Origin of the sequence: Limnothrix sp. FACHB-881, assembly GCF_014698135.1 — a bacterium.
Lineage (GTDB): Bacteria > Cyanobacteriota > Cyanobacteriia > CACIAM-69d > CACIAM-69d > CACIAM-69d.
Map to the genome: position 1 here is coordinate 401,337 of NZ_JACJSN010000001.1, position 26,200 is coordinate 427,536.

19 protein-coding genes and 1 pseudogene are annotated in these 26,200 nt (G+C 55.7%); 9 read left to right on the plus strand and 11 right to left on the minus strand.

What is annotated here, in order from left to right; genetic code table 11:
* The first annotated feature begins 400 nt into the window (after positions 1-400).
* Positions 401-1,942 carry a carotenoid oxygenase family protein gene (locus tag H6G52_RS01730; protein ID WP_190526007.1) on the plus strand — a complete coding sequence of 514 codons (1,542 nt, stop codon included), beginning with the start codon at positions 401-403 and terminating at the stop codon, positions 1,940-1,942.
* Positions 1,943-2,354: 412 nt separating this feature from the next.
* Entirely contained in the window at positions 2,355-2,957 is a 603-nt protein-coding gene (locus H6G52_RS01735; RefSeq protein WP_190526009.1) for a superoxide dismutase, read from the plus strand.
* Positions 2,958-3,493: 536 nt separating this feature from the next.
* Here H6G52_RS01735 and H6G52_RS18885 read toward each other — a convergent pair.
* From H6G52_RS18885 to H6G52_RS01750, 3 genes are all read right to left on the minus strand, one after another.
* Positions 3,494-5,092: a matrixin family metalloprotease gene (locus H6G52_RS18885; protein WP_190526011.1), complete on the minus strand. Its 1,599-nt coding sequence runs from the start codon at positions 5,090-5,092 to the stop codon at positions 3,494-3,496.
* 249 nt (positions 5,093-5,341) lie between these two features.
* A complete protein-coding gene (locus tag H6G52_RS01745; protein WP_190526013.1) occupies positions 5,342-6,106 on the minus strand; it encodes a pentapeptide repeat-containing protein in 765 nt (254 codons plus the stop codon).
* Between the two features lie 9 nt (positions 6,107-6,115).
* Complete coding sequence (locus tag H6G52_RS01750; protein WP_190526015.1) at positions 6,116-6,784, minus strand: hypothetical protein; 669 nt, start codon at positions 6,782-6,784, stop codon at positions 6,116-6,118.
* A gap of 248 nt (positions 6,785-7,032) precedes the next feature.
* On the opposite strand from H6G52_RS01750, the pseudogene H6G52_RS01755 reads away from it, so the two are divergent.
* Both H6G52_RS01755 and rimM read left to right on the plus strand, forming a co-directional pair.
* Positions 7,033-7,926: pseudogene (locus H6G52_RS01755) on the plus strand (methylenetetrahydrofolate reductase); the annotation flags it as partial.
* Positions 7,927-8,132: 206 nt separating this feature from the next.
* A complete protein-coding gene (gene rimM / locus H6G52_RS01760) occupies positions 8,133-8,681 on the plus strand; it encodes a ribosome maturation factor RimM (RefSeq protein ID WP_190353898.1) in 549 nt (182 codons plus the stop codon).
* A 91-nt stretch (positions 8,682-8,772) separates the two neighbouring features.
* On the opposite strand, the gene H6G52_RS01765 is transcribed toward rimM, so the two are convergent.
* From H6G52_RS01765 to H6G52_RS01800, 8 genes are all read right to left on the minus strand, one after another.
* On the minus strand, positions 8,773-11,052 hold the full coding sequence (locus tag H6G52_RS01765; protein WP_255508469.1) for a PhnD/SsuA/transferrin family substrate-binding protein: 2,280 nt from the start codon (positions 11,050-11,052) through the stop codon (positions 8,773-8,775).
* Positions 11,033-11,392, minus strand: coding sequence for a rhodanese-like domain-containing protein (locus H6G52_RS01770; RefSeq protein ID WP_190526021.1), 360 nt, complete (start codon positions 11,390-11,392; stop codon positions 11,033-11,035). Before H6G52_RS01770 ends, H6G52_RS01765 begins: the two co-directional genes overlap by 20 nt.
* A gap of 166 nt (positions 11,393-11,558) precedes the next feature.
* Entirely contained in the window at positions 11,559-12,365 is an 807-nt protein-coding gene (locus H6G52_RS01775) for an ABC transporter permease (RefSeq protein WP_242026113.1), read from the minus strand.
* Positions 12,366-12,579: 214 nt separating this feature from the next.
* Positions 12,580-13,902: an ABC transporter substrate-binding protein gene (locus tag H6G52_RS01780; RefSeq protein ID WP_190526023.1), complete on the minus strand. Its 1,323-nt coding sequence runs from the start codon at positions 13,900-13,902 to the stop codon at positions 12,580-12,582.
* The gene (locus H6G52_RS01785; RefSeq protein WP_190526025.1) at positions 13,899-14,933 is read right to left on the minus strand and encodes an ABC transporter ATP-binding protein; all 1,035 of its coding nucleotides are present in this window, start codon (positions 14,931-14,933) and stop codon (positions 13,899-13,901) included. Before H6G52_RS01785 ends, H6G52_RS01780 begins: the two co-directional genes overlap by 4 nt.
* Positions 14,930-16,168, minus strand: a complete 1,239-nt coding sequence (locus H6G52_RS01790) for an acyl-CoA dehydrogenase family protein (RefSeq protein WP_199309138.1) — start codon at positions 16,166-16,168, stop codon at positions 14,930-14,932. The genes H6G52_RS01785 and H6G52_RS01790 overlap by 4 nt, the downstream gene beginning before the upstream one ends.
* Before the next feature lie 100 nt (positions 16,169-16,268).
* Complete coding sequence (locus H6G52_RS01795; protein WP_190526026.1) at positions 16,269-16,796, minus strand: DUF4242 domain-containing protein; 528 nt, start codon at positions 16,794-16,796, stop codon at positions 16,269-16,271.
* Positions 16,797-17,117: 321 nt separating this feature from the next.
* Positions 17,118-18,035, minus strand: a complete 918-nt coding sequence (locus H6G52_RS01800; protein WP_190353975.1) for a sulfurtransferase — start codon at positions 18,033-18,035, stop codon at positions 17,118-17,120.
* Positions 18,036-18,244: 209 nt separating this feature from the next.
* On the opposite strand from H6G52_RS01800, the gene H6G52_RS01805 reads away from it, so the two are divergent.
* From H6G52_RS01805 to H6G52_RS01830, 5 genes are all read left to right on the plus strand, one after another.
* The gene (locus H6G52_RS01805; RefSeq protein ID WP_190526028.1) at positions 18,245-18,439 is read left to right on the plus strand and encodes a hypothetical protein; all 195 of its coding nucleotides are present in this window, start codon (positions 18,245-18,247) and stop codon (positions 18,437-18,439) included.
* Positions 18,436-19,581, plus strand: coding sequence for a glycosyltransferase (locus H6G52_RS18955; protein ID WP_199312093.1), 1,146 nt, complete (start codon positions 18,436-18,438; stop codon positions 19,579-19,581). Before H6G52_RS01805 ends, H6G52_RS18955 begins: the two co-directional genes overlap by 4 nt.
* Before the next feature lie 180 nt (positions 19,582-19,761).
* Positions 19,762-21,600 carry a DNA repair protein RecN gene (recN, locus tag H6G52_RS01815; protein WP_190526030.1) on the plus strand — a complete coding sequence of 613 codons (1,839 nt, stop codon included), beginning with the start codon at positions 19,762-19,764 and terminating at the stop codon, positions 21,598-21,600.
* Between the two features lie 562 nt (positions 21,601-22,162).
* Positions 22,163-24,979, plus strand: coding sequence for an adenylate/guanylate cyclase domain-containing protein (locus H6G52_RS18335; RefSeq protein WP_199291401.1), 2,817 nt, complete (start codon positions 22,163-22,165; stop codon positions 24,977-24,979).
* Positions 24,980-25,245: 266 nt separating this feature from the next.
* Positions 25,246-25,620 carry a hypothetical protein gene (locus tag H6G52_RS01830; protein ID WP_099533030.1) on the plus strand — a complete coding sequence of 125 codons (375 nt, stop codon included), beginning with the start codon at positions 25,246-25,248 and terminating at the stop codon, positions 25,618-25,620.
* The last annotated feature ends 580 nt before the right edge of the window (positions 25,621-26,200 follow it).

The following is a 26,200-nucleotide window of genomic DNA, read 5'->3' on the forward strand; positions in this document are numbered from 1 at the left end:
AAATCAAATCAAAATCAAATCAAAATCAAATCAAAATGATTGAATTTAAATAATTAAATCAAGGCAAAGATCAAGCAAGAGAAACGAAAAAATACCTAAAAATCTTTAATAAACATCTGAAAAACCTTAAAAATTAATTTTAACCTGAGACAAAATTTGATCGCGATTTGCACAAACAGGGGCTAATTGCTCGAGAATTGCCGGTTTTGCGCGGTTCCAAGCAAGACAGACCATTAGACTAGAGAAGCAAGCCTTACGGATTGGGCGTTAGAGCGATCGCCCTGCGTGATTGTCCATTGTGATCGTGCATTGCGGTCACCCATGGGCCGCGATCGCTCCGAAATTGGTCGCCCGATCGGGTCTTCTGCAACCGCCACCCAACTCGATTTGATTGCGATCCATGCAAAGCCTTGAAACGAAAACCTCATCAAAACCAGTGCCCTATAGTCTCGCGGACTGGCAGCGGGGCTATGAATCTCAACCCCAAGAGTTTGAGACCTGGATTGATGACATTGAAGGGGAAATTCCCAGCAACCTCACCGGCACGCTGTTTCGCAATGGCCCCGGCCTGCTGGATGTGGCCGGCGAGCCGATCGGACATCCCTTTGATGGGGATGGGATGATTTGCCAAATTACCTTCCAAAATGGTCGGGCCCATTTTCGCAATCGGTTTGTGCGCACCGAAGGCTATTTGGCCGAACAGGCAGCCGGCAAAATTCTCTATCGCGGCGTGTTTGGTACGCAAAAGGCCGGCGGTTGGCTGGCGAATTTGTTGGATCTGAAGATTAAAAATATTGCCAATACCCATGTGATGTATTGGGCCGATCGACTCTGGGCCCTTTGGGAAGCGGCCGAACCCCACCGTTTGGATCCGGAAACCCTGGAGACGATCGGGCTGGATTCGATCGATGGACTGCTGCAGCCCGGCGATGCCTTCGCCGCCCATGCCCGCATTGATCCTGGTACGGTTCCCGGCGCGGCCGAAACAGCCACCGGAGCCAACCGCTGGGCCATGAGTCCCAACTCGGCGGGCGATCGGCGCTTCGTGAACTTTGCCGTGAAGCCCGGCCTTTCCACCAACATCACGATCTATGAATTAGACGAAGCGGGAAAACTCGCCAGCCGCCAAACCCGTAGCGTGCCGGGATTTGCCTTTTTGCATGATTTTGCCATCACTCCCCATTGGTGCATCTTTTTCCAAAATCCCGTCAAATTTAATCCGCTGCCTTTCATGCTGGGATTCAAAGGGGCGGGGCAATGCCTGGAATTTGACCCCAAACAACCCACTCGGGCCCTGCTGATTCCTCGGGATCCGAGCCAAGCGGTGCGCGTGCTGGATGTGCCGCCTTGCTTTGTGTTTCACCACGGCAACGCCTTTGAAAGCCCCGATGGTCAACAAATCACGATCGATTCCGTTTGCTATGACTCGTTCCCAACCCTGGAACCGGGCGCAGACTTCCGATCGGTTGATTTTGGCAGCCTGCCGGAAGGACAGCTTTGGCGATTTGAAATGGACTTGACCACCGATCGGGTGCGATCGCACTGCATCGAAAGTCGCTGCTGTGAATTTCCCAGCTTGCACCCCAATGCCGTGGGCCATGAACATCGCTATCTATATATCGGGGCAGCCCGATCGCCCCAAGGCAACGCGCCCCTGCAAGCGGTGTTGAAATTGGATTTGCAAACGGGCGATCGGGCCCTGTTTGACCTGGGCGCGCGGGTTTTTGGCGGTGAACCTCTGTTCGTTCCCAATCCCCAAGCCACCCAAGAGGACGATGGTTGGGTGTTGCTGCTGGCCTACAATGCCGAGCGCCACGCCTCCGATCTGATCATCCTGGCCGCTCAGGATCTGTCCCTGGTGGCTCGGTTGAAACTCAAGCACCATGTTCCTTATGGTTTGCATGGCAGCTTTGTGCCCCAGGTGTTTGGCATCGCAGACTAGAGATCACAAATCTAGAAATTGCAGAGCTAGAGATCGCAAATCTAGAAATTGCAGAGCTAGAAATTGCAGATTAGAACCGGAAAAACCCGATCGACTGGGCTGAACCATTTGAGCTGGGTGATTTGAGCTGGGTGATTTGAGCTGGGTGATTTGAGCTGGGTGATTTGAGCTGGGTGATTACCCAGCCAAGACCCAGCCCGGTGAACGTTTTCAACCCATCGACCAAGACCAACCAGCAAACTTGTCCCTGCACGGGATGCACAGATTTTGCGATACCCTAGAGGGCGGCTGTTTTGCTCGCCAGAAGTTGTTTTAATCGGCTGGCCGGTGGCGTGCGATCGCCCCAGTCTGCCGCCAACAACCGTGCAATCGCCAAGAACCGAGAGAAGCACCAAGAGAAAGCACTGCAATCATGGCTTACCAACTTCCTGCCCTGCCCTACGATTACACGGCGCTGGAACCCTACATCAGCAAGAACACCCTGGAGTTCCACCACGACAAGCACCACGCCGCCTACGTCACCAACTACAACAAGGCCGTTGAAGGGACTGAGCTGGACGCACAGCCGATCGAAGACGTAATCAAAGCCATTGCTGGTGATGCATCCAAAGCTGGCATCTTCAACAACGCTGCTCAAGCCTGGAACCACAGCTTCTACTGGAACTGCATTAAGCCCAACGGTGGCGGCCAACCGGCCGGCGCACTGCTGGACAAAATTGTGGCTGACTTCGGCAGCTTTGATGAATTCGTGACCCAATTCAAAGCCGCTGGGGCTACCCAATTCGGTAGCGGTTGGGCTTGGTTGGTGCTCGATAACGGCACGCTCAAGGTGACCAAAACCGGCAACGCCGAAAACCCCATGACCGCCGGCCAAATTCCCCTCCTGACCATGGATGTTTGGGAACATGCCTACTACTTGGATTACCAAAATCGCCGTCCCGACTACATCAGCGATTTCGTAACCAAGCTGATCAACTGGGATTTTGTGGCTGAAAACTTCGCCAAAGCTGCCTAGTTGCGGCCTCCGAACCTTGGGGTTCTTGAATCTTTCCGATGATTCAGCCCCCAATGGGTTAAACACCTTTCTCCTTTGCCTGTTTGGTTACAGGTTTGGCTAAAGGTTGATCTGCTGAATGGTCTAAATTATTCCTGGCCGACCCAAGATAGTTTGGGTCGGCATTATTTTGGGTTTTCCCGAAGGCCAAATTTCAATCACCCTGAGCAATCAATTTGGGTGGAAAATGACCTGAAAAAAAACGTCCCGCACCGCTCAGGCTTGGGACGCGTCGCTGAATTGTCGCATTTAACATAGCAGACGACGATCGCCCAAAGACGGATGCCAGTTGTTTGCAATCCTTAATTGGCAATTGTGGTCTTGTTATTTCGGCTGCCCTATGCCCGCAAAATAACCCTTTCAGCCGATCGAATCCGACCCGACATTAGGGGTTAAATTCCGGGCAAAATTTCAAAGCGGGCAGCTCTCGTGCTCGATCGACCCGCGATCGGCTCAGGCATCTGCAAACCTGAACCAATGATCCCGATCGATCGCGCTTAGGGAACCGGCGAGGCAATCAGGGCCGCCCCGATCGCATCAGCCCCCACGCCGGGCACAAAGGCCAAGAAAGCGTTGCTGCTGCCCGCAATACTCATCATGGTTCCAGCCTGACCGTTGAGCGTAAAGGGCGCATAGGCCACGGCCGAGGGAGAGAATCCATCCGTCAAGCCGATGCGATCGACCCCTGGGGTGAAGTCCGTCAAAATATCCGTCACTTCCGGCGTGGGTGCAGGAGTGCTCGTCCGCAACACAAAGATATCGGCTCCATCGCCCCCGGTCAGTTGATCCCGTCCCCGATCGCCCGAAAGGATGTCATCACCAGGGCCACCAATCAACACATCAAACCCAAAACCACCCCGCAGCAGGTCATTACCCGCCCCACCATCAAGGGTATCTGGGCCAATCCGTCCGGAAATTTGGTCATTGCCCTCGCCCCCCTGCAAAACATTCGGCAAGGCATTGCCCAAAATTTCATCAGTACCAGCCGTGCCAACCACGTTTTCTAAATTGGCCCCAATCCCAACGACCCAGCCGTAGCCCATGTCTTGGTAGTCGGGGCCGGTCGGTTCGTTTTTGCCCTTGTAAATGCGTGCGCCCAAGGCAGAACGCTCCGTCAAGCGGCCGTTATCGATCAGATCAAACAGATAATCGCCTGCCGGGAGGGCCGATGCGTCCACCGTGTCATTGCCCCCACCATCCCAAATCGCTTGCACCGTGCGGAGATTACTGGAATCCAGACGATAGGTGGTGTTCTCTGCCCGTGAACCGCGATTGGTGCCATACAAGAACTGCAAAGCGGCAATATCCAACGCCATCAGCGTTGAAGGATCCGCAAATCCCTTGTCCTGCTGAGCATCGCCGTTGTAGCTCATGACCGTGTTCACGATATTGTCGCGAGCCGAATCAAGAAACGGTTCTTCACCTGCGTTTTCTGCGGGTTGGCCAGGATCCTGGTTGGCGGTGGCGTTGTAGTTTCCGGGGTGCTTCAGACCCAAGGCGTGACCAATTTCGTGGATCAGCGTCGAATAGCCATAGCTGCCGGGGCCGGAGGTAAAGGCCGTGCTCGGGTCGCTGTTGTTTGCGGGCTGGAGGTGAACTGCGCCGCCCCGCTCGGAATTGCTGGGATAGTAGGCGTAAGCATTGCCCTCTGGCCCTGGTCCCTGGGAGTAAACGATCCGTACCTTGCTGTCTGCGGAGTCCGCCACTTCCACAAAATTCAGCGGCACAATTTCGCTGTAGTGGCGAAAGATGGCCCGCACGTTGTTTTTGACGGACTCTTCAACCTCCTGGATGTTGGTTTCATCCGGATCGGCGTTGTAGGTGCTAGCGGTGGCAGGGGAAATGAAGCTGTAGGTGATGGTGCCGCCGGGGCCCACGGGCCATTTGTCAGGAGCGCCTGAGTCAGTGGTGGCAATGATCGTATCCACCACAGGCGAACCGCTGCCGGCCGCTAGGGGGCGGGTGGGGGCTGAGCTGCCGTTGGTGCTGCCACCCCGGGCCGATCGACAGGCCCGACAACTGCAACGGGAAGATTCAGAAGCGGTGGGGAGAGAGGCGGGTGCGAGAACAGAGTCACTGAGAGAGAAAGTGGTCATAAAAATAATGAACGGTTTAACATCCCTTCAACCATTCATCCATTTATAGAAATCCTTTCTGTGAATGCCAATGTAAAAAGGAAAATGTTGCTATCCGTAAAGGAACGAATCCTAAATTGATGTTTTGTTGGGAGCTGTTATTAGTTCCTTTCCTTGAATTGGATCATTAGGGACGCAAGGTGATTGAGGCGATGATTGATCTCTCAAAATGCTTGCTCTGGAGTCAATTGACCCGGGAACCTGGACAGGCTAGGGTTCTGGCCAAAGGGTGTCTAGGGTGATGCTGAGGCTCCAATCGGCATCGGTCAGCAAGGCTCCTCGTAGGTCAGCGCGACAGAGGTTCGCCCCGTGCAAATTGGCCCCTCGTAAGTCGGCCCCTTGCAGGTTGGCATCGCTGAGATTCGCCCAGGTAAAGTCTGCGCTAATGAGGCTGGCTCCGGACAGGTCGGCTTCGGCTAGTTGAGCGGCGGCCCAGTGGGAGCGATCGCCCCGTAATTTTCGGGCCTGGAGACCGTGGCCTTGCAGTTGCCCAAATTCGGCCCCCAAGACCAAGGCACGATCGAGCAGGGCCCCTTGCAAAATTGCCCCTTGGGCGCGGGTGAATGTCCAGGTCGATCGCGCCAGTTGTCCGCGACTGAGGTTGGCTCCCCGCAGGTCAGCTTCGGCCAGGTTCACGCCGGCCCAACTCACATCGCGCAAGTCTGCGTGGCGCAGGTCGGCTTGGCGGAAGTTGGCCGCAATGGCTTGGCTGTGGCGCAACTGAATTCCAAAGCCTTGTAGTCCGATCGCCCGTAAACCGAGGCCTTGCAGATGGGAACCGTTGGCCCCTTGCAAGTCAGCGCGATCGAGAATTGCCTGCTGGAGTTGGGCCCCGGCCAAGTCCCACTGGGGCAAACGCCAACCGCTCAGATCTGCGCCGCGCAAGTCGGCGGGCCGATCGCCCTGTTGTGCCCGCCAATCGGCCCACTGTCGGGGTGATCGGGCCAAATACATGAGATCCGCTGCGTCTGCCACGATCGATTGCTACTCCTTTCGGGTCAGGAGCACCGGGGTGCGGCCATCGTTGCCATCATCCCGATCGCGTCCAGAAACATGGGTGATCGCATCCTCGACCGCCGCCACCGCCGCCAAAATATCTCGCTCTTCGCCACCGAGGTACATTCGCCCAAAGCTGCCCACCGCCGTGATGTGCAGAATATTGATCAACGCGGCCTTTTCCGCCTCGTTAGCGGCCAGGGCCGCGTAGGCTGCCGGTTCCACCTCAAAAACGTAGAGGGTTTGACCCGCCAGCAGCATGTTGCCTCGGCTGGTGCGGTTAATTAATTGCGCCTGGTGTGGATCAATATTGCGGATAATTTGGCTGGAGATGATGCGAGGCTTGAGGCGATCGCTTTCCCGCACCCCCAGGGCCTGCAAAATAGCCCGGCCCGCTGTCAGGGTTTCCCCTTGGCGGCTGGAGTGAATTTCTAACAGGCCATATAACCGTTCCACAAACTGCACGCCGGGCCGCACGGAGGTAGCCTTGAGGGCCACATCGGTGATGCGGTTGATTTCAATCCCGGGCGATACTTCAATCCAAAGGGAACTGTCCCCGGGGAGCGGCAAGAAGCCGATCGCCACTGTGCCAATGTAGGCCGCATGTTGGGGTTGCAGGCGATCGAGATAAACGTAGCTTCGGAGTTCGATACCCAAGGAGGAGGCTGGCTTCCGCAGCGGGGGCAATGGCCGGAATCTGTGGGCAATCCACGGGCTTCATTGTGCCAAGGGGCCGGCCCCAACACAAGGCCGATCGCCCAAGGTGGGGGAACAGCGGGCGATCGGGCCAGAAAATTAGACTAGCTCGCAAAATCCCTCGCCAAAGGGAAGATTTTGGGGGGAAAACTTCCGGGTAGAATGTCGATCTATGCCTGCGCAATCCCTGTCTCTTGCGCCGTTAGTTAATGCCCGTGTTATCGCGTTTTCGTACTGCTGCCAGCGCTGGCACTTTTTTGGTGACTGCCGAGGTGATGCCACCGAAGGGCAGCGACACTAGCCACATGTTGGCCATGGCCGAGCAGTTGCAACCTTGGGTTCATGCGGTGAACATCACCGACGGCAGCCGGGCCGTGTTGCGGATGTCTTCGTTGGCGGCCGCGAGCTTGCTGTTGCAACGGGGCATTGAACCCGTGTGGCAGGTGGCCTGTCGCGATCGAAACCGAATTGCCCTCCAAGCGGATTTGATGGGGGCCCATGCCCTGGGGATTCAGAACGTCTTGGCCCTCACGGGTGACCCGGTGAAGGCCGGTGACTTTCCCGAAGCCCGCAGCGTCTTTGACTGGGAAGCGGTGCGCCTGTTGGAAGCGGTGAAGCGGCTCAACCAAGGGCAAGATGCGACCGATCGCCCCTTGGAAAATAGCGGAACGGATCTCTTTGTTGGAGCGGCGGTGGATCCCCAATGCAAGAGTTGGTCGGGGGTGCAGCGGCGTTTTCAGCGCAAATTAGCTGCCGGGGCCCAATTTTTCCAAAGTCAATTAATTTCTGACTTCGATCGCTTGGATCAGTTCATGACCCAGGTGGCTGCCGGTTGCGGAAAGCCAATTTTGGCGGGGATCTTTCTGCTGAAATCAGCGAAAAATGCGGAATTTATCAACCGCAATGTGCCCGGCGTAGAAATTCCTCAGCATTTGATCGATCGCCTGGCTCGGGCCCAAGACCCCTTACGCGAGGGCATGGCAATCGCCGCTGAACAGGTGGCCATGGCCCGCCAAATTTGTCAGGGAGTCCATATGATGGCGGTGCGCCGCGAGGACTTAATTCCCGAAATTTTGCAGATGGCTGGTTTGGAACCCGTGACCCCGCCCGCCCAGCCGATCGACAGCAATGGCCAGTCCAATGGTGATGCCCATAGTCATCCCAACAACCATTCAGACAGCCCCTTAGGCAGCCAGTCAGGCAGCCAGTCAGGCAGCCAGCCAACCGACCAGATCACCGATCAAACCACCGGCCAAGCCACCGGCAATAGTTCATCCCCTTCCTTGACCTCTACCTCCTTTTTGCATCCATGAGCACCCCTGATGATTGGCTTGAAGTGGGCAAAATTGTTGCCCCCCAAGGTCTGCGGGGGGAACTGCGGATCTATCCCGACTCCGATTTTCCAGAACGATTTATGGAGCCGGGCCAGCGCTGGTTGTTGCCGCCGGGGGCCAAGCTGGGGCGGGACGAACCCCAACCGGTGCGCCTGTTGAGCGGTCGATATCTGAATAAGCAAAACCTGTATGTGGTGCGGTTTGCGGAAGTGGTCGATCGCACCAGTGCCGAAAACCTCCGGGGAGCCAAGTTGCTAGTTTCGGCCCACAGCCGCCCTCCCTTGGAAGCGGGGGAATATCACCTGATGGACTTGATGGGCATGGAGGTGTTTGATCAGGTGCAACAGGTTTCGATCGGGCAAGTGGTGGGCCTGGCAACCGCTGCTCAGGATTTGCTGCAAGTGCAACTCACGGACTCGGAACAGGTGATTTTGATTCCCTTTGTGGATGAAATTGTCCCGATCGTTGACCTAACAACCAAGCGTCTGGAAATTGTGCCCCCCGCTGGTCTTTTGGATTTGTAATTCCAGCGGATAAATTCAACCCAAAATCTGCCCGAAATCTGCGGGCGATCGGCTGTTATTTCGGTTGTTGCGGTTGTTATTCCGGCTTTGATTAAACAGCTTCCGCCAGTTCCGGCGCGGATAATTGAGAAGCAACCGCCCAACCCGCGCGTCGAGGCAGCCGGATTTCAAAACCCGTTCCTTGACCCGGTGCAGACTGGCAACTGAGCCGACCATGGTGTTGTTCCACCACAATTTGGTAGGCGATCGACAGGCCTAAACCAGTGCCCTGACCGATCGGCTTGGTGGTGAAAAAGGGGTCAAAAATGCGCGATCGCACCTCTGGGTTAATGCCCGTACCGTTATCGGTAATTTTAACCACCACCTCATGATCTTCCACGACCGTTTGAATGGTGATCTTGGGAACGAGTTTCGTGGAACTTTCCCCACCAGCAACACCATAGGCTAACGGCTGAAACTGGCTTTCCAGGGCATCGATCGCGTTGCTGAGTAAGTTCATAAAAACCTGGTTCACTTGCCCGGGATAGCATTCCACCAGTGGCAAATCACCATATTGGCGATCGATTTGAATCTCCAAGCCCTTCAACGAGGGTAAGAGTCGATGCTGCAAAATCAACAGCGTACTTTCCAAGCCCTCATGTAAATCCACCGCCTTCATTTCCGCTTCATCAACCCTTGAAAAATTACGCAGAGACAGTGCTAGCGATCGGATGCGATCGGTGCCGGTCTTCATCGAGGTAATCAGCTTGGGTAAGTCAGTCTGAATAAAATCCAGATCGAGTTGATCAAGAATTTCTTCTTGCAAGTGAGGCGATTCTTGGTGTGTTTTCAGCAGTTGAATGATCTTCACCAGCTCCGCAGCATATTCTTCGAGATAACGCATATTGCCATAGATAAAACTGACAGGATTATTCAATTCATGGGCAATTCCCGCTACTAATTGACCGAGGCTCGACATTTTTTCTGCCTGAATGAGTTGGAGTTGGGTTGATTGCAACTCTTGCAAGGTGGCTTGCAGGGTTTGTGCCTTTTCTTGTAGATGAACTTTGGATGTTCGGAGCTGGTCTTCCACCTGCTTGCGATTGGTAATGTCGGTGTGGGAACCGGCCATGCGGTAGGGTCGCCCTTGATAGTTCCGTTGCAAGGTTCCTCGGCACAATACCCAGCGATAGGAACCATCACGATGTCGCAGGCGATATTCCAACTCCCATTGGGTGCGATCGCTGGCAAAAAATTGGCTCAATGCCTGAGTGAACCGATCACGATCGTCGGGATGCAAGCGATCAAACCATTGATCAACATGGGGCGGAATGTCTGCGGGTTGATAGCCCAATAAAGCCGCCCAGCGATCGGAAAATAGCGTCCGGCCCGTTTCCACCATCCAATCCCACAGACCATCGTGGGATCCCTTCACCGCCAGGGCAAAACTCGCCGTAGTGCGCCCAAAATCTCGATAGGGCGGCACTTGCAGCACCTGGAAACATTCATGCACTGACTGATAATTCAGGGGAATTGTCCAACCAGCGGCCCCAGCCGCTTGGGCTGCGGGCGCGTCAGTGGGCATCTGCAACAGCGCAATGGTCACCGCCTCCGCGATCGCCCGAGGAACCATGGGCAAAACAGCGAAGGGCCATTCCGGATAGAGCCGAGTACTGAGGGCAAAGGGCAGCGCCGACGGCACAATCGCTGGAGGCGGCAGAATTTGAATGGTGTTTAAGTCCAGCGCCCCCGTTGCCGCGAGCTGTTCCAAAACATGGGTGCTGACGATCCCCACCTCTGCTTGACCCGATTGCACGGCGGCCACCACCCGATCGTGGCTCCCCAAAAACTCCAGCGCCGCAAAATCTCGATAGGGATCGATCGCCGCTTCGACCAATTCCCGCCATGCCATCCGCCAGCCTCCCAGGGAGGTTTCCGCCACCGCCGCCACCGATCGCCCCTTCAAATCTGACAACTGAGTCATGGGCAGGCGATCGCGCCGACTAAAAATTGCGCCGCCAAATTCCGTTGCCGGTTTTCCCAATTGCAGCGTTTTCAAAGTGGCAATTCGGTTCAGACCAAATTGTGTTTCAAACTCCACATACAGCCCCGGATTAACAATGGCAAACTGTACGGCTTGGCTGGCAATAGCTTGATGGATATCATCAAAGCTCAGGGGAACCATTGTAAATTGACGATCAGAAACAACGGCCGATAAATAATCAGCCGTTGGTTGCCACATGGACTCAGCAATCTTTAATCCTCGGTTGGCTAACACTCCAATTTTGAGTGCAGTGCCAAATTCAGATCCTTCACCATCCCATTCAGGATTTTGGTGACTTGCCTCTCCAAAATTAAATGACTTTGCAGAACTAAATTGAATCGCTTTCATTCTTCACGACGGTTGGATAACCCGCTGCTTTCCAAGCTAAAATTCCTCCCTTCAGATGCACCAACGGTAGATTGCGATCGCGCAAGAGTCGCTGACCTCCTTCAGCCGATCGTCTGCCGCTGCGGCAATATAACACCACTGTTCCCAATTCAGCGCTCCAATCTAACCCGTTCAGTTGAATCAAGGGTTGCAAAACAGCATCAGCAATATGCTCTGCCTCAAATTCTTGAACTTCTCGTACATCGATTAAGGTGATTTTTTGAGTTTTCAACCATTGGTTGAGTGTCTCGGGTGTGATTTCTGAAACTGTTTGTTCTGAGATGATCTCTTGAATACTCATGATGTTTAGAATTGCAGATTGAGACTTGAGAGTTGAGATTTATTGCAATCATTCTAGACATTCTGAAATGGGCTATTCAGGATGTCTAGAAAAGAATCAACCTAAACATCACAATGTTATTTGTGTTTTCACTGGCTATGGCTTGACTGAATGCAATCAACAGAAACTAGGAATAATGGGTGAGGCGATTGAGCGATCGCAACCCGGCATCCAGCCCATAGCCGATCGCACCGATGGTCAAAATAGCAGCCATCAATTCGCTATAGGCCAGGCGATCGCGCGTATCCAAAATGAAGTAGCCCAAGCCCGAGCTAACCCCTAACATTTCGGCGGGCACTAACACGATCCAAATCACGCCGACTGCCAGCCGCAGCCCTACGAAAAGGTGCGGCCCGATCGCGGGCAAAATGACCCGACCGATCACCTCCCAACGGGTTGCACAAAGGCTGCGGGCTAACAGCAACCATCGCCGATCGACGCTATGCACTCCCGCCGCCGCATTCAGCAACACGGGCCAAACCGCCGCCACGGTGAGCAGAAAGTACACGGGCGCATCTCCAATCCCAAAGGCCATCACAGCCAGTGGCATCCAAGACAGGGGCGACACCATCCGCACAAACTGAAACAGAACAGACGTGCCCTGCTCCAGGGGCCGCCACAGCCCCAGGGCAATGCCAACGGGAATCCCAATCAGGGCGGCAGCGGCTAAGCCAACCACGACCCGCCGCAAACTCGCGCCAATGTGGGGTTCCAAAGTGCCGTCACCCAGCAGCTTTAGGACGGTGGTGAGCGATTTTTCTGGTGAAAAGTCCCCCACGATCGCGCCGGGATGCAACAGCGGGGACGTGAGCACCCACCACAGCAACAGCCCCAGCAGCAGGCCAAGCAAGGGGCTACTCACGATCCCCAACACTCCGCGAAGTTGTCGAGCAACGCCCGATCGCCCTGCTTTTTGCCACATTCCAACCGCCATGGCTGCCCAATCCCTCCAATGCCTAATGCTTGTCTTGACGATGCTGAATGAGTGGGGCCAATGAGTGGAATCGCTGGCCACCCTTCCCCGGAATCGGCGTGAATCTAGATCGGCATGACTCGGCATGACTGTGATCTGTCGATCGGGAACTGACCCGGTGAAATTGACGTGGAATTGATGCTGAAGCGAGCTGGATCGGGTGATGCCCAAGGCTTCAGAGTGCGATCGTTTCCTTGCGGGTCAGGTTTTCGGGTAACCGGAAGGCAGCGGGGCCGCCCACCGCAGCCAGGGCCGCCTTCACCAAGGAGTCATCCACCAAGTCTTGGGCCACCCACTCGGGGTCAAGATCTTGTAAAAACTGGGTTTCTCCTTCCACTTGGGTTTCCTTGAGCAAGCGCACCAGCTCAGCGGTGTAGGACGGAAAAGGATAGGGTTGAAAATCAATTCGATCGATCTGCCAATCGGGATGGGCGATCGCCCCTTGGGCTTGATAAACGGCTGGGTCGTAGGCCGTTAGGGCCCGAATCAGGGCCGCTTTCGGATGAGGCGTATATTTGCCCCCCTCCTTCGACAAAATTTCAGCCACACCTGCGCGGTTTTCGCCGCTCCAATACTGGGCCTTGACGATCGCCTGCACCACCCGCTGCGCCCAATCGGGATGCTGGGTGAGGTCGTCTTCATGCATCAGCACCACACAGCAGGCGTGATCCTTCCACACATCGCCGGTAAAGCGCAGAATTTTGCCTGTTTTGAGGTTTTCCGCTGCCGCGTTGAAAGGTTCCGCCACGATGTAGCCCGCGATCGCTTGGTTGGCGAGGGCCGAAACCATATCCGGTGGCGGCAGCACGATTAAATTCACCTCGTTGGCGGCCACCTTGGCCTCTTTGGGCCGCCGCACCACCTTCAATCCTGCTTTCTTCAGCAGTTGCTGGAGCACCACGTTGTGGATTGAATACCAAAAGGGCACAGCCACCTTGCGACCGCCCAGGTCTTCCAGGCGATTAATTTCCGGCAAGACGGTCAGGGCTGAACCATTGGTGTGATTCCAGGCCACAATCTTGGCCGGAAACTTGCGGCCATAGCGCAACCACAAGGTGGCGGGCATCAGGATATGGATGACATTCACCTGTCTGGCCAAAAACGCTTCGACCACCTGCGGCCAAGAACGAAAGAGGGTTGGTTTTTCGGCCGTCAGTCCCTCCGCTTGGTATAGCTCGCGGGCATGGGCCACCAACAGGGGAGCCGCATCGGTGATCGGCAGGTAGCCAATTTTGACCGGGGGTTGGGCCGTGGGTGTCGCCGGGGCTGAAGCAGCGGGGCTAGATTGAGCGGGGCCTTGGGCTGGCTGGCAGCCCCCAACGGCCAGGGTTGCCCCCAGGGAGGCTGAGAATAGTCCTGTGAGTTGCAGGAAATCTCGCCGACTGAGGCCGCAGCAGTCGCAACCCAGGCCGGCAGTGGGGCCGCTGGCAAAGGGGGGCGCAATCCAATGGGGGGTGGCACGGCTCGATCGAGCGCGGGCCTGGCGATCGCTGGTCATGGTTGGACACCTCCCGCGATCGAGGGCAGAACAACGGGGTCAATCACGGTCAACAACTCCTCTAAAATTTCGCGACGCAGGGCCCCTTGGGCGGCGGGGTCTCGCAGGGCGCGATCGTTCGGATCTGTGGGGGGTGATCGCAAAATCCACTGGCGACGAATCCGCCCGGGATTGCGATCCATCAACACCACCCGATCGCCCAGGGCCAAAGCCTCATCAATGTCGTGGGTGACCATGAGTACGGCCGCTGGGTAGCGGGCGATCGCCTGAAGCAGCAACGCTTGCATCGATCGGCGCGTAATCGCATCCAGGGCACTGAACGGTTCATCCAACAGCAGCAGTTCCGGTTGCCGCACCAGGGCCCGTGCCAGGGCCACCCGCTGCGCCATCCCGCCCGAGAGTTGGTGAGGATAGGCCCGTTCCACGCCCCCTAAGCCAACGCTGGCCAAGGCTTCGGCCGCGCGCGATCGGGCAACTGCTTTGGCAATGGTGGGCATTCGCCGCAACTTCAATCCCCAGGTGATGTTTTGGGTCACCGTTAACCAGGGCAGCAAGGCCGGCCCCTGAAACACCATCCCCACCGAGGGTTGTGGCTCTTGGATAGGTTGACCCTTCAGCCGCACTTCTCCGGCTGTGGCCCGTTGCAAACCGGCGATGGCCAACAGCAAAGAAGACTTGCCGCAACCGCTGGGGCCCAGCAGGCAAACCAACTCCCGAGGGTGAAGGTCGAGGTTAATTTGCGCGAAGGCCAAGACCCGATCGCGTCCTGCGGAGTAGTGATGGGTTAGCCCCCGCACGGTCAGCAATGGGCGATCCGTTCGATCTGTTTGATCCGTTTCCCGATCGGCCGCAGCGTTCCCGACACCGGATTGAGGTGCGACTGATGGGGGCGATCGAAGAGTTGAGGTTTTGAGGCGATCGGGCGGCTTTGGGGTAGGGATGTCTGAGACCGTGGATGAGCGATCGGGTAACTCCCCGGACTCCCACAGATCCGGCGATCGGCCCACGGTCACCGGCAGCAACTCACTCATCGCCTGACCTCCGATCGGGAGGGCGATCGACTCGCGGCGGTTTTGGCGATCGACGGTGGAATGGCCCCCGTAGCCAGACCGGGGGCCGTGGTCAGGGCTGTGCGGGAGGGGTTGTGGATCGCGGGGCTGATGGTTGACTCGATTTCCGGGGTAATCGCGGTGGCGGGCGTGACGCGGGCCAACTCCGTTTCCAGTTGCACCAAGCTGGGGGTGAGCACCGGTAAAAACGCTACTTCCCGCCAGCGCCGGGCCGTTGCATGGTCGTTGAGATAGGCCCCGCCCCCCTGTGCTTCCAACTCCAACGTGATGGCATCCACGGCCAGGCGGGTTAAGGCAATGCGGACTTCAAACAGATGCCGCGTTTCAGCAAAGGAAAACTCGGAGAGCGCCGCCAATTGCCGCAGTTGCGTGGCCAGCTCGTCGTAGCGGTGATCAAGCTGCTGCAAGGCTCCCCGCAATACCTGCGATCGGGTTTGGAGCGTGTTGCGAATGGCCCGCCGAGCCGATCGAGCCTTGCCCAAACTCAAACCGCACTGCAACAGCAAGAATGCCGGCCGAATGGTTGGCAGAAACTGCCTGGCTCGATCGCTCAAAACCCAAGTGCGATCGACCTCCACCCCTTCCAGGGTTAAGGCCGCCGTGTTGGAACCACGCAGCCCCAACAAATCCAAATCCGCACTACGCGACAGGCCCGGGGTATTCGCCGGAATCACCGCCACGATCGCCTCCCCCTCAGGGGTTTCCGCCGCCACCGCCACCAAAAACTCACCCGGCACTAAATTGGAAGCCCAGGGCAAATGGCCATCCAAGCGTAACCGTTGCCCCTGCCAACGGGCTTGTACCCGCAAGGCCTCAATGCCCGCCAAGTGCTTCATGGCGTTCGATAAACCCGTCGCGCCGAAGCGATCGGCCCGTACCACCTGGGGCAGGAGGGTTTGGCGCAACTTGTCGTTATCACTGGCCACCAAATATTCCGCAAAGGCTCGCTGGCACCAAAACACGAAGGCGCTGGTTAAGCAGTCCTCCGCCGTTTGGGCGATCGCCTCGATGGCATCCAAGCGCGTGCCCCCCGTCCCGCCTTGGCGCTCAGGAATGCCCAGCCCAAGCCAGCCAACCGATGCCAACAACCGCAACGAGTTCCGACTGTCTCGGTAACCCTCGCCATCATTCACTGCTTGGGCTTGCTCCGCCAGCAAAGCCCGAATCGCCTGTGGATCGACAACACCAGTTTTCACATCTATTGCCTACAGAATGATTGCCTACAAAATTACCGACCTAAATCGACCCTAAATTGGTCATTTTTCTGGGCATTAACCTGAGCCTTAAACCTGAGTCTTAGTCCAGCGTTTCCAGACTGGTGAGCCGATCGATGGGCGCACCCACCACCTCGCGGGCTTGCTTCACCGTTGCCTCATCGGGACTGTCATAAAAACAGAGACACTTACTCAAGTCTTCGCAAACATAGGTTCGCTCAAAGGAAACCGCTGGTACTTGAGCATAAAGAGGGGATTTTTCAGCCTTGCGTTGCAAATACTTTTCCATCGTTAGCCCCGCTGGCAAATCCCATTCCACCAGGTAATTAGCTTTGTCCTTCTGGTTTTTAACGGCAGCTAAGTCTTGCCCCACCAAGCGCACAGGCTTAACTAGCTCGATCGTCAGGCTACTATTCAAAAAAGCCGCACGCACTGATACTTCATCCTGGGCATCAAGGATGGCAAAAAGCCGAAAAAGATCCTTGCCAATTTGGGCCTCAATCAATTCCGAATCGGTTGCGAGGGCCGCTTTTGATACTTGATCCAAAGCGGTACGAATTTCATCCCCATGCCGGTTCAATATGGATGCTTCAACCAAAAATAGTGCCATTTTTATCTCTCCTGGTTCTTCGGTTTGGGGCAATGATTGGCAGAAAATTCAGGCTAGTCGATTCATACAGCCTTTACCGAGAACGATTGGTGCGTCAAACCGCAGGTGCTATGAAGCGGTTAGGAGGTGGGCAATGCCCACCCTACAGGTTTGAGCTAGGTACAGGCTGTAATTTTGAATCAAGTGAATTTTGAATCAAAGGGATTGGTCAATCAGTACCGGATCAATGCTGATCAACGGGTTAAAGATTGACCAATTTTGACAACCGACCCCAAGAATCAAAATCCTGGCCTGAATTTTCAGTCAGCTTTGGGTCAATGCCTAGGCGCGATCGGGGCCAGTTTCCACCGGTAAATCAGTGGTGCTGTACTCAGTCCAAGACCCTTCATAAATGCGCACATTGGGATAGCCCAAAAGATGCTTCAGCACCACATATTGCAAAGTGGCTTCCCGTCCAGTGCTGCAAGAAACAATGATTTGTTTGTCGGGGGTGATGTTACGGCTGGCCAGAATCTGCCGAATTTCATCCAAGGACTTCAGCTTGTGGGGATTTTTGAGCGCCTCTTGGGAATTGTTGGCTTCGGTAAAGGTTGGCCAAGGAATGTTTCTCGCACCGGGAATGTGACCGTTTCGCACCCAAAGGGGCTTTTCACCACTGAATAACTCCGGAGGGCGAGGGTCAATAAAAACCACGTTGGGCTGGCCAATTAATTTCCGCACATCGGCCAGGGTGACGCGAACGGAGGGATCGTCTTTGAGTTGGAATGTTTGCCGATCGTACCGGGGATATTCCTTGGTGACGGTTTGACCCGAGGTCTGATAACCGGCAAAGCCACCATCCACGATCGCAATGTCTTTGACTCCCGATCGCTCCAACAGGTAGGCCACCATGGTTGCGCCTAACACGTCATTGCCGTTGGAATAAACGGCGACCTTTTGGCGATTGTTAACCCCAGCTTTGCCAAAGAGCGATGCGATTTTTTCGTTGTCCCAATATTGCACCGGCAAAAAGCCATCGGGGCCGCGAAAGGCTAAATCTGCAATATGCACAGCGCCGGGAACATGGCCCCCGATGTAGTCCAGGGGCGAGTTGCGCACATCCAAAACGCGCAAGTTGGTATCACTCAAATGTTGGCTGAGCCACTGGGGTGACACAAATTCAATTTTCGCCTTGGGAGCGTTGGCGACGGCGGGTAAGGCCCAAGTGGGCAACAACACCACAAGGGCGATCGCCAACATGCCCCACAGCCAGGTTGTGAAGTGCCAACGCCGGAACGCTCGTTTTGTCCAACGATCGCTGCCATTGATCCTGCCCATTTGTCGAAACCCTCATTTGCCCTTGAACTGCTTGGATCTATAAAGATCGGTTTTCCGATCGGATTACCGTTTAATGCAGTGCATGGTATCACTCCTGTTCCAAAAAGTCCACTTTCCCGATCGGGTTACCGATGATTACCAAGAAACGATCGGGGCAAGCGCTCCTGGGGGGAATTGTCCGGTTGGCTGAATCCTTGGCGGGCAAAGAGATGGAAGTTAGGCTAGGCGATAATGGCCCCAGCCGATCGCCCTGTGGATTGGCTCCCGACCTGGGCCCGATGGCTGGCCGGGTCGATCGCTCGTCGCTCATTGGTTTTTCATCGTGACCTCAGAACAACACCCCCGTCCCCAAACCCCAACGACGATCGCGGTTTTTTATCCGTTTTTTGCGGGTGGGGGAGCGGAAGCCGTGACCCTGTGGATGTTGAATGCGTTGCAGGCAGACTATGACCTGACGCTATTTACACTGACCCCGATCGACCTCAATCGGTTAAACCAGCTCTATGGAACCCAACTTTCCGATCGGGTCAAGGTGCGCTATTGCATCCCGGCTCCCTTCAAGAATTTGGTGGAATTTCTAATCGCCAATAGTCAATTTTTTCGCAAGTTTTTTTGCCACTTTTGCATCCGATTTTTCAAGAAATTTAGTCGGCAATATAACTTGGCGGTTTCTGGCTATAACGCGATTGATTTGGGTTGCGATGGGGTGCAATATGTCCATTGGGTGGGTGTCTTAGAAAATCGAAATTTCTATTGGGTTTCGCAGTTTTCGGAAGCCAGAATGCGGCGCAATTGGTCGATCGCCAATTCACGGATGGTGGCCACGGTCACCCAAGAGCGTTACGGTGGCCAACCGGTGGTAGTTTATCCACCCGTGGCCGTGGATGCGCCGACCGTGGCTTGGCCCGATCGCGAGGAAGCTTTTATCTGTAGTGGGCGCTTGACCAAAGCCAAGGAACCGCATCGGGTGCTGGAAATTTTGAAGCGGGTGCGCGATCAGGGTTTTCCGATCAAGCTCTATTTCACGGGTGGCGGTGGCGGGGTTTATGGTCAAAAATATCGGCAGTTTTTACAACAAAAAATTGATGAAAATGCCGATTGGGTGACCCTTTACGAAAACTTGAGCTATGCCGATTATGTGAATGTGCTGTCCCGTTGTCGCTATGGACTCCACTGGAAAAAGGAACCCTTTGGCATCTCGATCGCGGAAATGGTGAAGGTGGGAACTATTCCCTTTGTGCGCGATCGGGGAGGTGGTCAGGTGGAAATTGTTGGAGAACAGAACAAGGAATTGATGTTCGCCAATGACGAGGAAGCGGTGGCTAGAATTGTGGCGCTGCTGTCCTCTTCGGAGCTGCAAAATCGAATGCGATCGGCCCTTGAAAAACAGGCTCAACTGTTTTCAACGGAGCAGTTTTCCCAGGATATTCGGCAAGCCATTGAAACCTATTTGAAGCAGCGCTCTTGATCGATATTTGATCCATTTTGATCGATACCTGAAAGGGTGTCTGAAAAGTCGCGATCGCCTGGGCCGGCTGAATCAACATAGGTTGCCGAAAGCCTTGACCAGTTGCCAAGCCTTTCGACCTGGTAGGCGACACGCCTTAAGCTAGGAGAGCGCTAGGCGAGTGGGGTTAATCAACGGTCCATGCTGCTGTCATTGCGGATTGAAAACTTTGCGCTGGTGGATGCGCTGGAAGTGACCCTTGGGCCCGGGCTGAATGTGCTGACGGGAGAAACGGGCGCGGGCAAGTCGATTATTCTCGACGCGATCGAGGCGGTGTTGGGCGGGCGCATCACGGCCCGATCGATCCGCACAGGCTGCGATCGGGCAGAAATTGAGGCGACCTTTGCTATTGATCGATCGCTGCGGGCCTGGCTGGAAGCGAGGCAATGGGATATGACGGGCGATCAGCTGGTTTGCAGCGTGGAAATTGTCAGCAGTCCCGGCAATGGCGACGGGGGCAAAGGCGGCCGCGGTACGGTGCGCAGCCGGTTTCGCTGCAACGGGCAACCCATCCCCAAAACCCGCATGGCCATCCTGCGCGATCGACTGGTGACCATTGCCGCCCAGGGGCAAACGGTGCAATTGCTGCAAGCAGAATCCCAGCGGGATTGGCTGGATGAGTTTGGCGGCGCACCGATTTTGAAGCAGCGATCGGCCGTGGCCAAGGCCTATGACCGGGCCCAGGAATTGTGGTTGCAACTGAGCAGCCGCCGACAACAGGAAGCCCAGCGACAACAACAACTCGATCTCTATCAATTCCAGTTGCAAGAGCTGATGGCGGCGGCCCTCACGGAAGCGCAGGAACTGGCTGACCTGGAGCAAGAGCGCGATCGCCTGACCCATGTGGTGGACTTGCAACAGCAGAGCTACCAGGCCTATGAGTTGCTCTATGCCGGGGCCGACGATGCGGCTTCTTGTGCAGAACTGTTGGGCAAAGCGGAAGCCCTATTGGAGCGATCGGCCCGGTTCGATCGACAGGTGGAAGCCATTTTGGAGATGGTGACCAGCGCCCTCACCCAAGTCACGGAGGCGGGGCTGCAAATCAACGCCTACGGAGCCAGCCTGGAAAGCGATCCCGATCGGCTGGAGTGGGTGGAGGGGCGAATCATGCAACTCAAGGCCCTTTGCCGGAAATATAACCTCGACCTGGGTGCGCTGATTGCGCGGCGCGATGAGCTGGAACAGTGGGTGGCGGAGTTGACGGACGGGGGGCAATCCCTGGAGGCCTTGGAGCACCAGTACCAAGCGGCCTATCAAGCCCTCGAAGCCGAGTGCGATCGCTTGCATCAACTGCGTCGCCGGGCCGCGCGGGATTTGGAAACGCAACTGGTGGCGGAATTGGTTCCCCTGGCCATGGAGCGGGTGCAGTTTGCTGTGGAGTTTGGGCGGGTTTCTCCCTCGTCGGCCGGGTTTGATCGAATTACCTACACCTTCAGCCCTAACCCCGGAGAACCCTTGCAACCCTTGAGCGAAACGGCTTCTGGTGGGGAAATGAGCCGTTTTTTGCTGGCGTTTGAAGCCTGTTTTTCCCAAGTGAGCCAGGTACAAACGGCGATTTTTGATGAAATTGATGCGGGGGTTTCCGGGCGGGTGGCCCAGGCGATCGCCCAAAAGCTCCATCACCTCAGCCAAGATCACCAAGTTCTGTGCGTGACACACCAGCCGATCGTGGCGGCCATGGCCGATCACCACTTCCGCGTGGCCAAAGTGACGATCAGCACCCCCCTGGCCGAATCGATCACTGACCAAAATGATGCAGAAGGAATCCGAACCGTGGTGCGCCTCAGCGCTTTGGGATCAGAACATCGCCGGTTGGAGCTGGCCCAACTGGCCGGGGGCCTCGACGGCCCAGCGGGTTCCACGGAAACCCTGGCGGCGGCTAATGCCTTTGCCGATTCCCTGCTCGATCGAGCCGCCCGGTTACGACAGGGCGATCGTCCCCCACGGGCCCCGCGCCGCCTCCCTCGAAAAACGTCGTAAAATCAACGACAATCTCGACTCCTGAATCCCTCTATGGTCAGAGTAGCGATCAACCCGTCATCCCAAAATGGCTTTTCAACGCTGGATCGCCCATTCTGGATCGCCCATTTTGTTTGATCGCCTCTTGGACTCCCACAACCACGGCTTCATTCATGGCCCCGGGCCTAAGCCACCGAAGTTGCCCCCTGAGGAAAATAGAATAAACAGACTACACTAGGGCGTAAAAACAATGCTTCGGATTGCATCTCTGAAGCGATCGCCCTAGATCCGTGGACTCAGAAACGCCACGATCCACGCCAATTCTCAGGTTCGGGCAATGGTCTTAAAAACCAATTGCTGACCGGTTAATCACTGGTGACTCATCCAGTAGGGCGATCGATCATCAGCCGCTCCCGCCAGTTGTTTCAGTTCCGTGATTGTTTGAGGTTTCTTCGCACCCATAATCTCCACCCACCGCTGACCCATTTCTCCGCGCACCCTATTTGCACCCCATTCAAGTTACTTCCCTGCTGATTCTGCTTCGATCGCACCTTGACCCGCAGCGATAATCTCCCGAGCATCTATGGCCCCCTCGTCGCCTAAGCAACCGATCGCCCAAGCCACCATTCTCGAAGCCACCGTCGTGGATGTCGTCGCCACGGACTCCCGCGCTACCGAGGTTGTGACGGATAACACCGCTGCCACCCACGAGGCCAGCCGGCCCCCAGCCAATCCGCGCCCCTCCAGCAGCGGCGGCGGTGGGTTAGTGGTCTCGCGCCAAGGCGGGTTTAAGGCGTTCCTCGCACCCCTGAAGCGCGACACCTTTAAACAGGTGGTCACCGACGTGGAGGACAAGCTCCGGGTCGTGAACCAAACCCTCTCCATGTTGGACGTGCTCAACGACAACCAAGGGGGGTTTGAAACGGTTCTGGAGGAAATGCTCGAATCGATCAGCCTGAAAACCGGGGAACTGCTCAACGCCGATCGCACCACCATCTACCTGTTAGACGAAGAGCGCGGGGAGCTGTGGTCGAAGGTGGCCAAGGGCGCACCCGAAATTCGGATTCCTTCCACCGTCGGGATTGCCGGAGAAGTGGCCACCTCCCGCAAAGTCATCAACATTCCCTACGACTTCTACAACGATCCCCGATCGGCCGCCGCCAAAAAGTTTGATCAGCAAAACCATTACCGCACCTACACCATGCTGGTAATGCCCCTGCTCAACGAGTTTGAAGAACTCGTGGCCGTGGTGCAACTGATCAACAAGCTGAAGCCCGGCGTGGATCCGAGCACGGGACTGGCGGACAAAATCGATCTCGAAGGCTTCACCGGCCATGATGAGCAGGTGTTTCGGGAGTTTGCTCCCTCCATCCGTCTAATTTTGGAGTCGTCGCGGGCGTTCTACGCGGCCATCAAACGTCAGCGGGCGGCCAATGCGCTGATGAAGGCCACGGAAGGTCTGAGCAAGAGCAGCTTGGACTTGGAAGAAACCCTGGCCAATGTGATGGATCAGGCCAAGGAACTGATGCAGGCCGATCGCAGCACCCTTTGGCTCTACGACGAAAATAAAAATCAGCTCTGGACCAAAATTCCGATCAACGGTCGGCCCACGGAAATTCGGATTGATGCGGCCAGCACGGCCTTCGCCGCCCAAGTGGCCCAGTCTGGTCAGCCCCTGCGAATTGACTTTGACCTGTACGATCGCCCCGACTCCGAAACCTCCAAACAGACCGACCAGCGCAGCGGCTACCGCACTTGCAGCATGTTGTGTATGCCGGTGTTTAATGCCGATCGGCACTTGATCGGCGTGACCCAGCTCATTAACAAAAAGCGCCAAGGCGAATTTCCCGCCTACGATCCCGCCGATTGGCCCGCTGCCCCCGAATGCTGGAAAGCCAGCTTTGACAGCAGCGACCAAGAATTCATGGAAGCCTTCAACATCCAAGCGGGGGTGGCGCTGCAAAATGCCAAGTTGTTTGCGGAAATTAAACAGCAGGAGCAAATGCAGAAGGACATTCTGCGATCGCTCTCCGACGGGGTGATTTCCACCGACAAAAACGGCAAAATCCTGGCCGCCAACGACAGCGCCAAAAAGCTGCTGGGTCTGGAGTCCGATGACGAATTGGAAGGGCTTTCGGTCACGGATGTGGTGCGCCTGAAGGCCAAGGCCGATCGGGAAGGGGGCGACAAGTTTAACCAGTGGGTGCAAGCGGCCCTTTCCGCCAGCGAGGAAAAAGCCCGCCGGCAATATTACCCCGACCAAACCTTGATGCCTTCGACCCTGATCGAAGCGCCGCCGCCGCCCCCTGCCCCAACTCCCGTGCCCAAGCCCCCCGGCCTTGATGACGACCTGTGGGACGAGCCGACGATGATCGTTCCCGAGCCGGAACCGGAAGCCAAGCAGGAGGAACATAGCGTTAACCTGTCCCTGAACACGATCGCCGACGCAGCCGATCCCACCCAGGTGCGCGGGGCCTTGATCGTGATGGAAGATATCAGCGATGAAAAACGCCTGAAGAGCACCATGTATCGCTACATGACCCAGGAGTTGGCGGAACAGCTCCTGGCCAGTGGTGAAACCAAGATGGGGGGCGATCGCAAGGATGTATCGGTGCTGTTCTCCGACATCCGCAGCTACACCACCATCACCGAAAGCATGACCGCCGAAGAGGTGGTGGCCATGCTCAACGAATATTTCGAGTCGATGGTGGATGCGGTGTTCCAACACAAGGGAACCCTCGACAAATACATCGGGGACGCAATCATGGCCGTGTTTGGCTCACCGTTGCCCCTCGATGACCATGCTTGGATGGCGGTGCAAACGGCGGTGGATATGCGCCATCGGTTGGTGGAGTTCAACCTGAAGCGTCGTGAACAGGGCAAGAAGGAAATCAGCATCGGGATTGGCTTGCATTCCGATGAAGTGATTAGCGGCAACATTGGTTCCAGTCGGCGGATGGAGTTCACCGCGATCGGGGACGGTGTGAACCTGGGGTCTCGCCTGGAAGGGGCCACCAAGCAATATGGCTGCGACATCTTGATTAGCGAAAACACCTATCGCAAGTGCAACCCCGATCGACTCTGGGCCCGCGAACTGGACTACATCAAAGTGAAGGGCAAGAACAAGCCCGTCTCGGTGTACGAAATCATCGCCATCAAAGAAGGGCCCCTGGCTCGCGAAGTGCCCCAAGCCAAGCTGGATATCCTGGATCACTACGGCCGCGGCCGGCGGCTCTATCTCGATCGGCAGTTTGCCCGGGCCATGGCTGAATTCGGCATGGTGTTGGAAATTAACAAGGACGAAAAAGCCGCCCAACTGCAACTCCAACGCTGTCAGCATTACCTGACCAATCCTCCCGAGGCCGAGTGGGATGGTGCATTCACCATGACCAGCAAGTAAATCTGGTAATGCTCGCGTAGCTGCGCAAAATCTGGCGCAATCTAGCGAAACCGGTTCATAAATCCCATTGACCAGCCGATCGACCGGCCAATGGGGTTTACGAGCGTTAACGGGCGATCGCTTCAGCTTTGGAAAGCTGTTGATCCCCCCTGTGATTCTTCCCGATCAGTAGGCTACCTTAATGGACGCAATGGATAGGGTTGCCGCCACCATCACGGGGCCCAGCAATCCCTTGAATTGCAATCCACTTCTTCTTCAGACGTTCTATGGCGAAAAATCGCTTTTTTTGGCACTCCTCCTTGGCAGGGCTAGCTGTGGCCCTCGTGGGTTCGGCCCTGGGCGCACAACCCGCTGCTGCTGAATATCAGTCGGTGACCTTCACTCTGACGAATTCCACCAGTCGGGTGCTCGAAGAATTTTATGCATCTCCCCCCAGCACCAACGATTGGGAATCAGACATTCTGGGAACTGATGTGCTCAATCCGGGCGAGTCCATCGAGATCACGATCGATGACGGCCGCGAGGATTGTCTCTACGATTTCAAAGGCGTGCTCGGCCCCGGGAATGGTGTGGGTCGGGGAGCTTTGATTCAATCCAGCGTTTCTGTCTGTGATGGCGGCACTTACGAATATTCCGAATAGTCACGGCTCGATCGAGCGATTCTAGCGGCTGCTTGCTGTTGGCCTTGGGATGATGGTTACCGCCATGGTTGTCCCAAGGCTCAATATTTTTAGGGCGATCGGTTGGCTATTGCGCTTGGCTGAGGGTTGACTAGAGGCTGATGTAGCGATCGGCCAGTTGCTCCAACAGTTCAATCATGGCCTGAACCATCGGCAATCCTGTTAAAAGCTCAATCCAATGTTGTAGTAATTATTGACCCACTGTGCTTTGGGGAAAAGACCTGGCAGTGAGAAAATTAATGATTCAGTTTCTTGGTGGCAGTATTTGACAACCCAAGGATCTTGTACCTCTGGAAAAGGTTGAAAGTTGTTGAGTTTATGCCACCAAATAGCTCCTAGATTTTGCATTTCTCTCAATGAATCCAAAAGAGTCAGATTCTCTTGAGCTAACTGTCCGGTTTGATCTCAAGAGTGAGCATATTGACTTGGTTGAATAAAGCCAATGGGTTTTGGATGAAGTAATTTTCCTATGAGAAGCGATCAGAAAAAATTGCTAGATATCCTGGAAGCAATCGATCGCATTAAACGATTCGCCATTCCA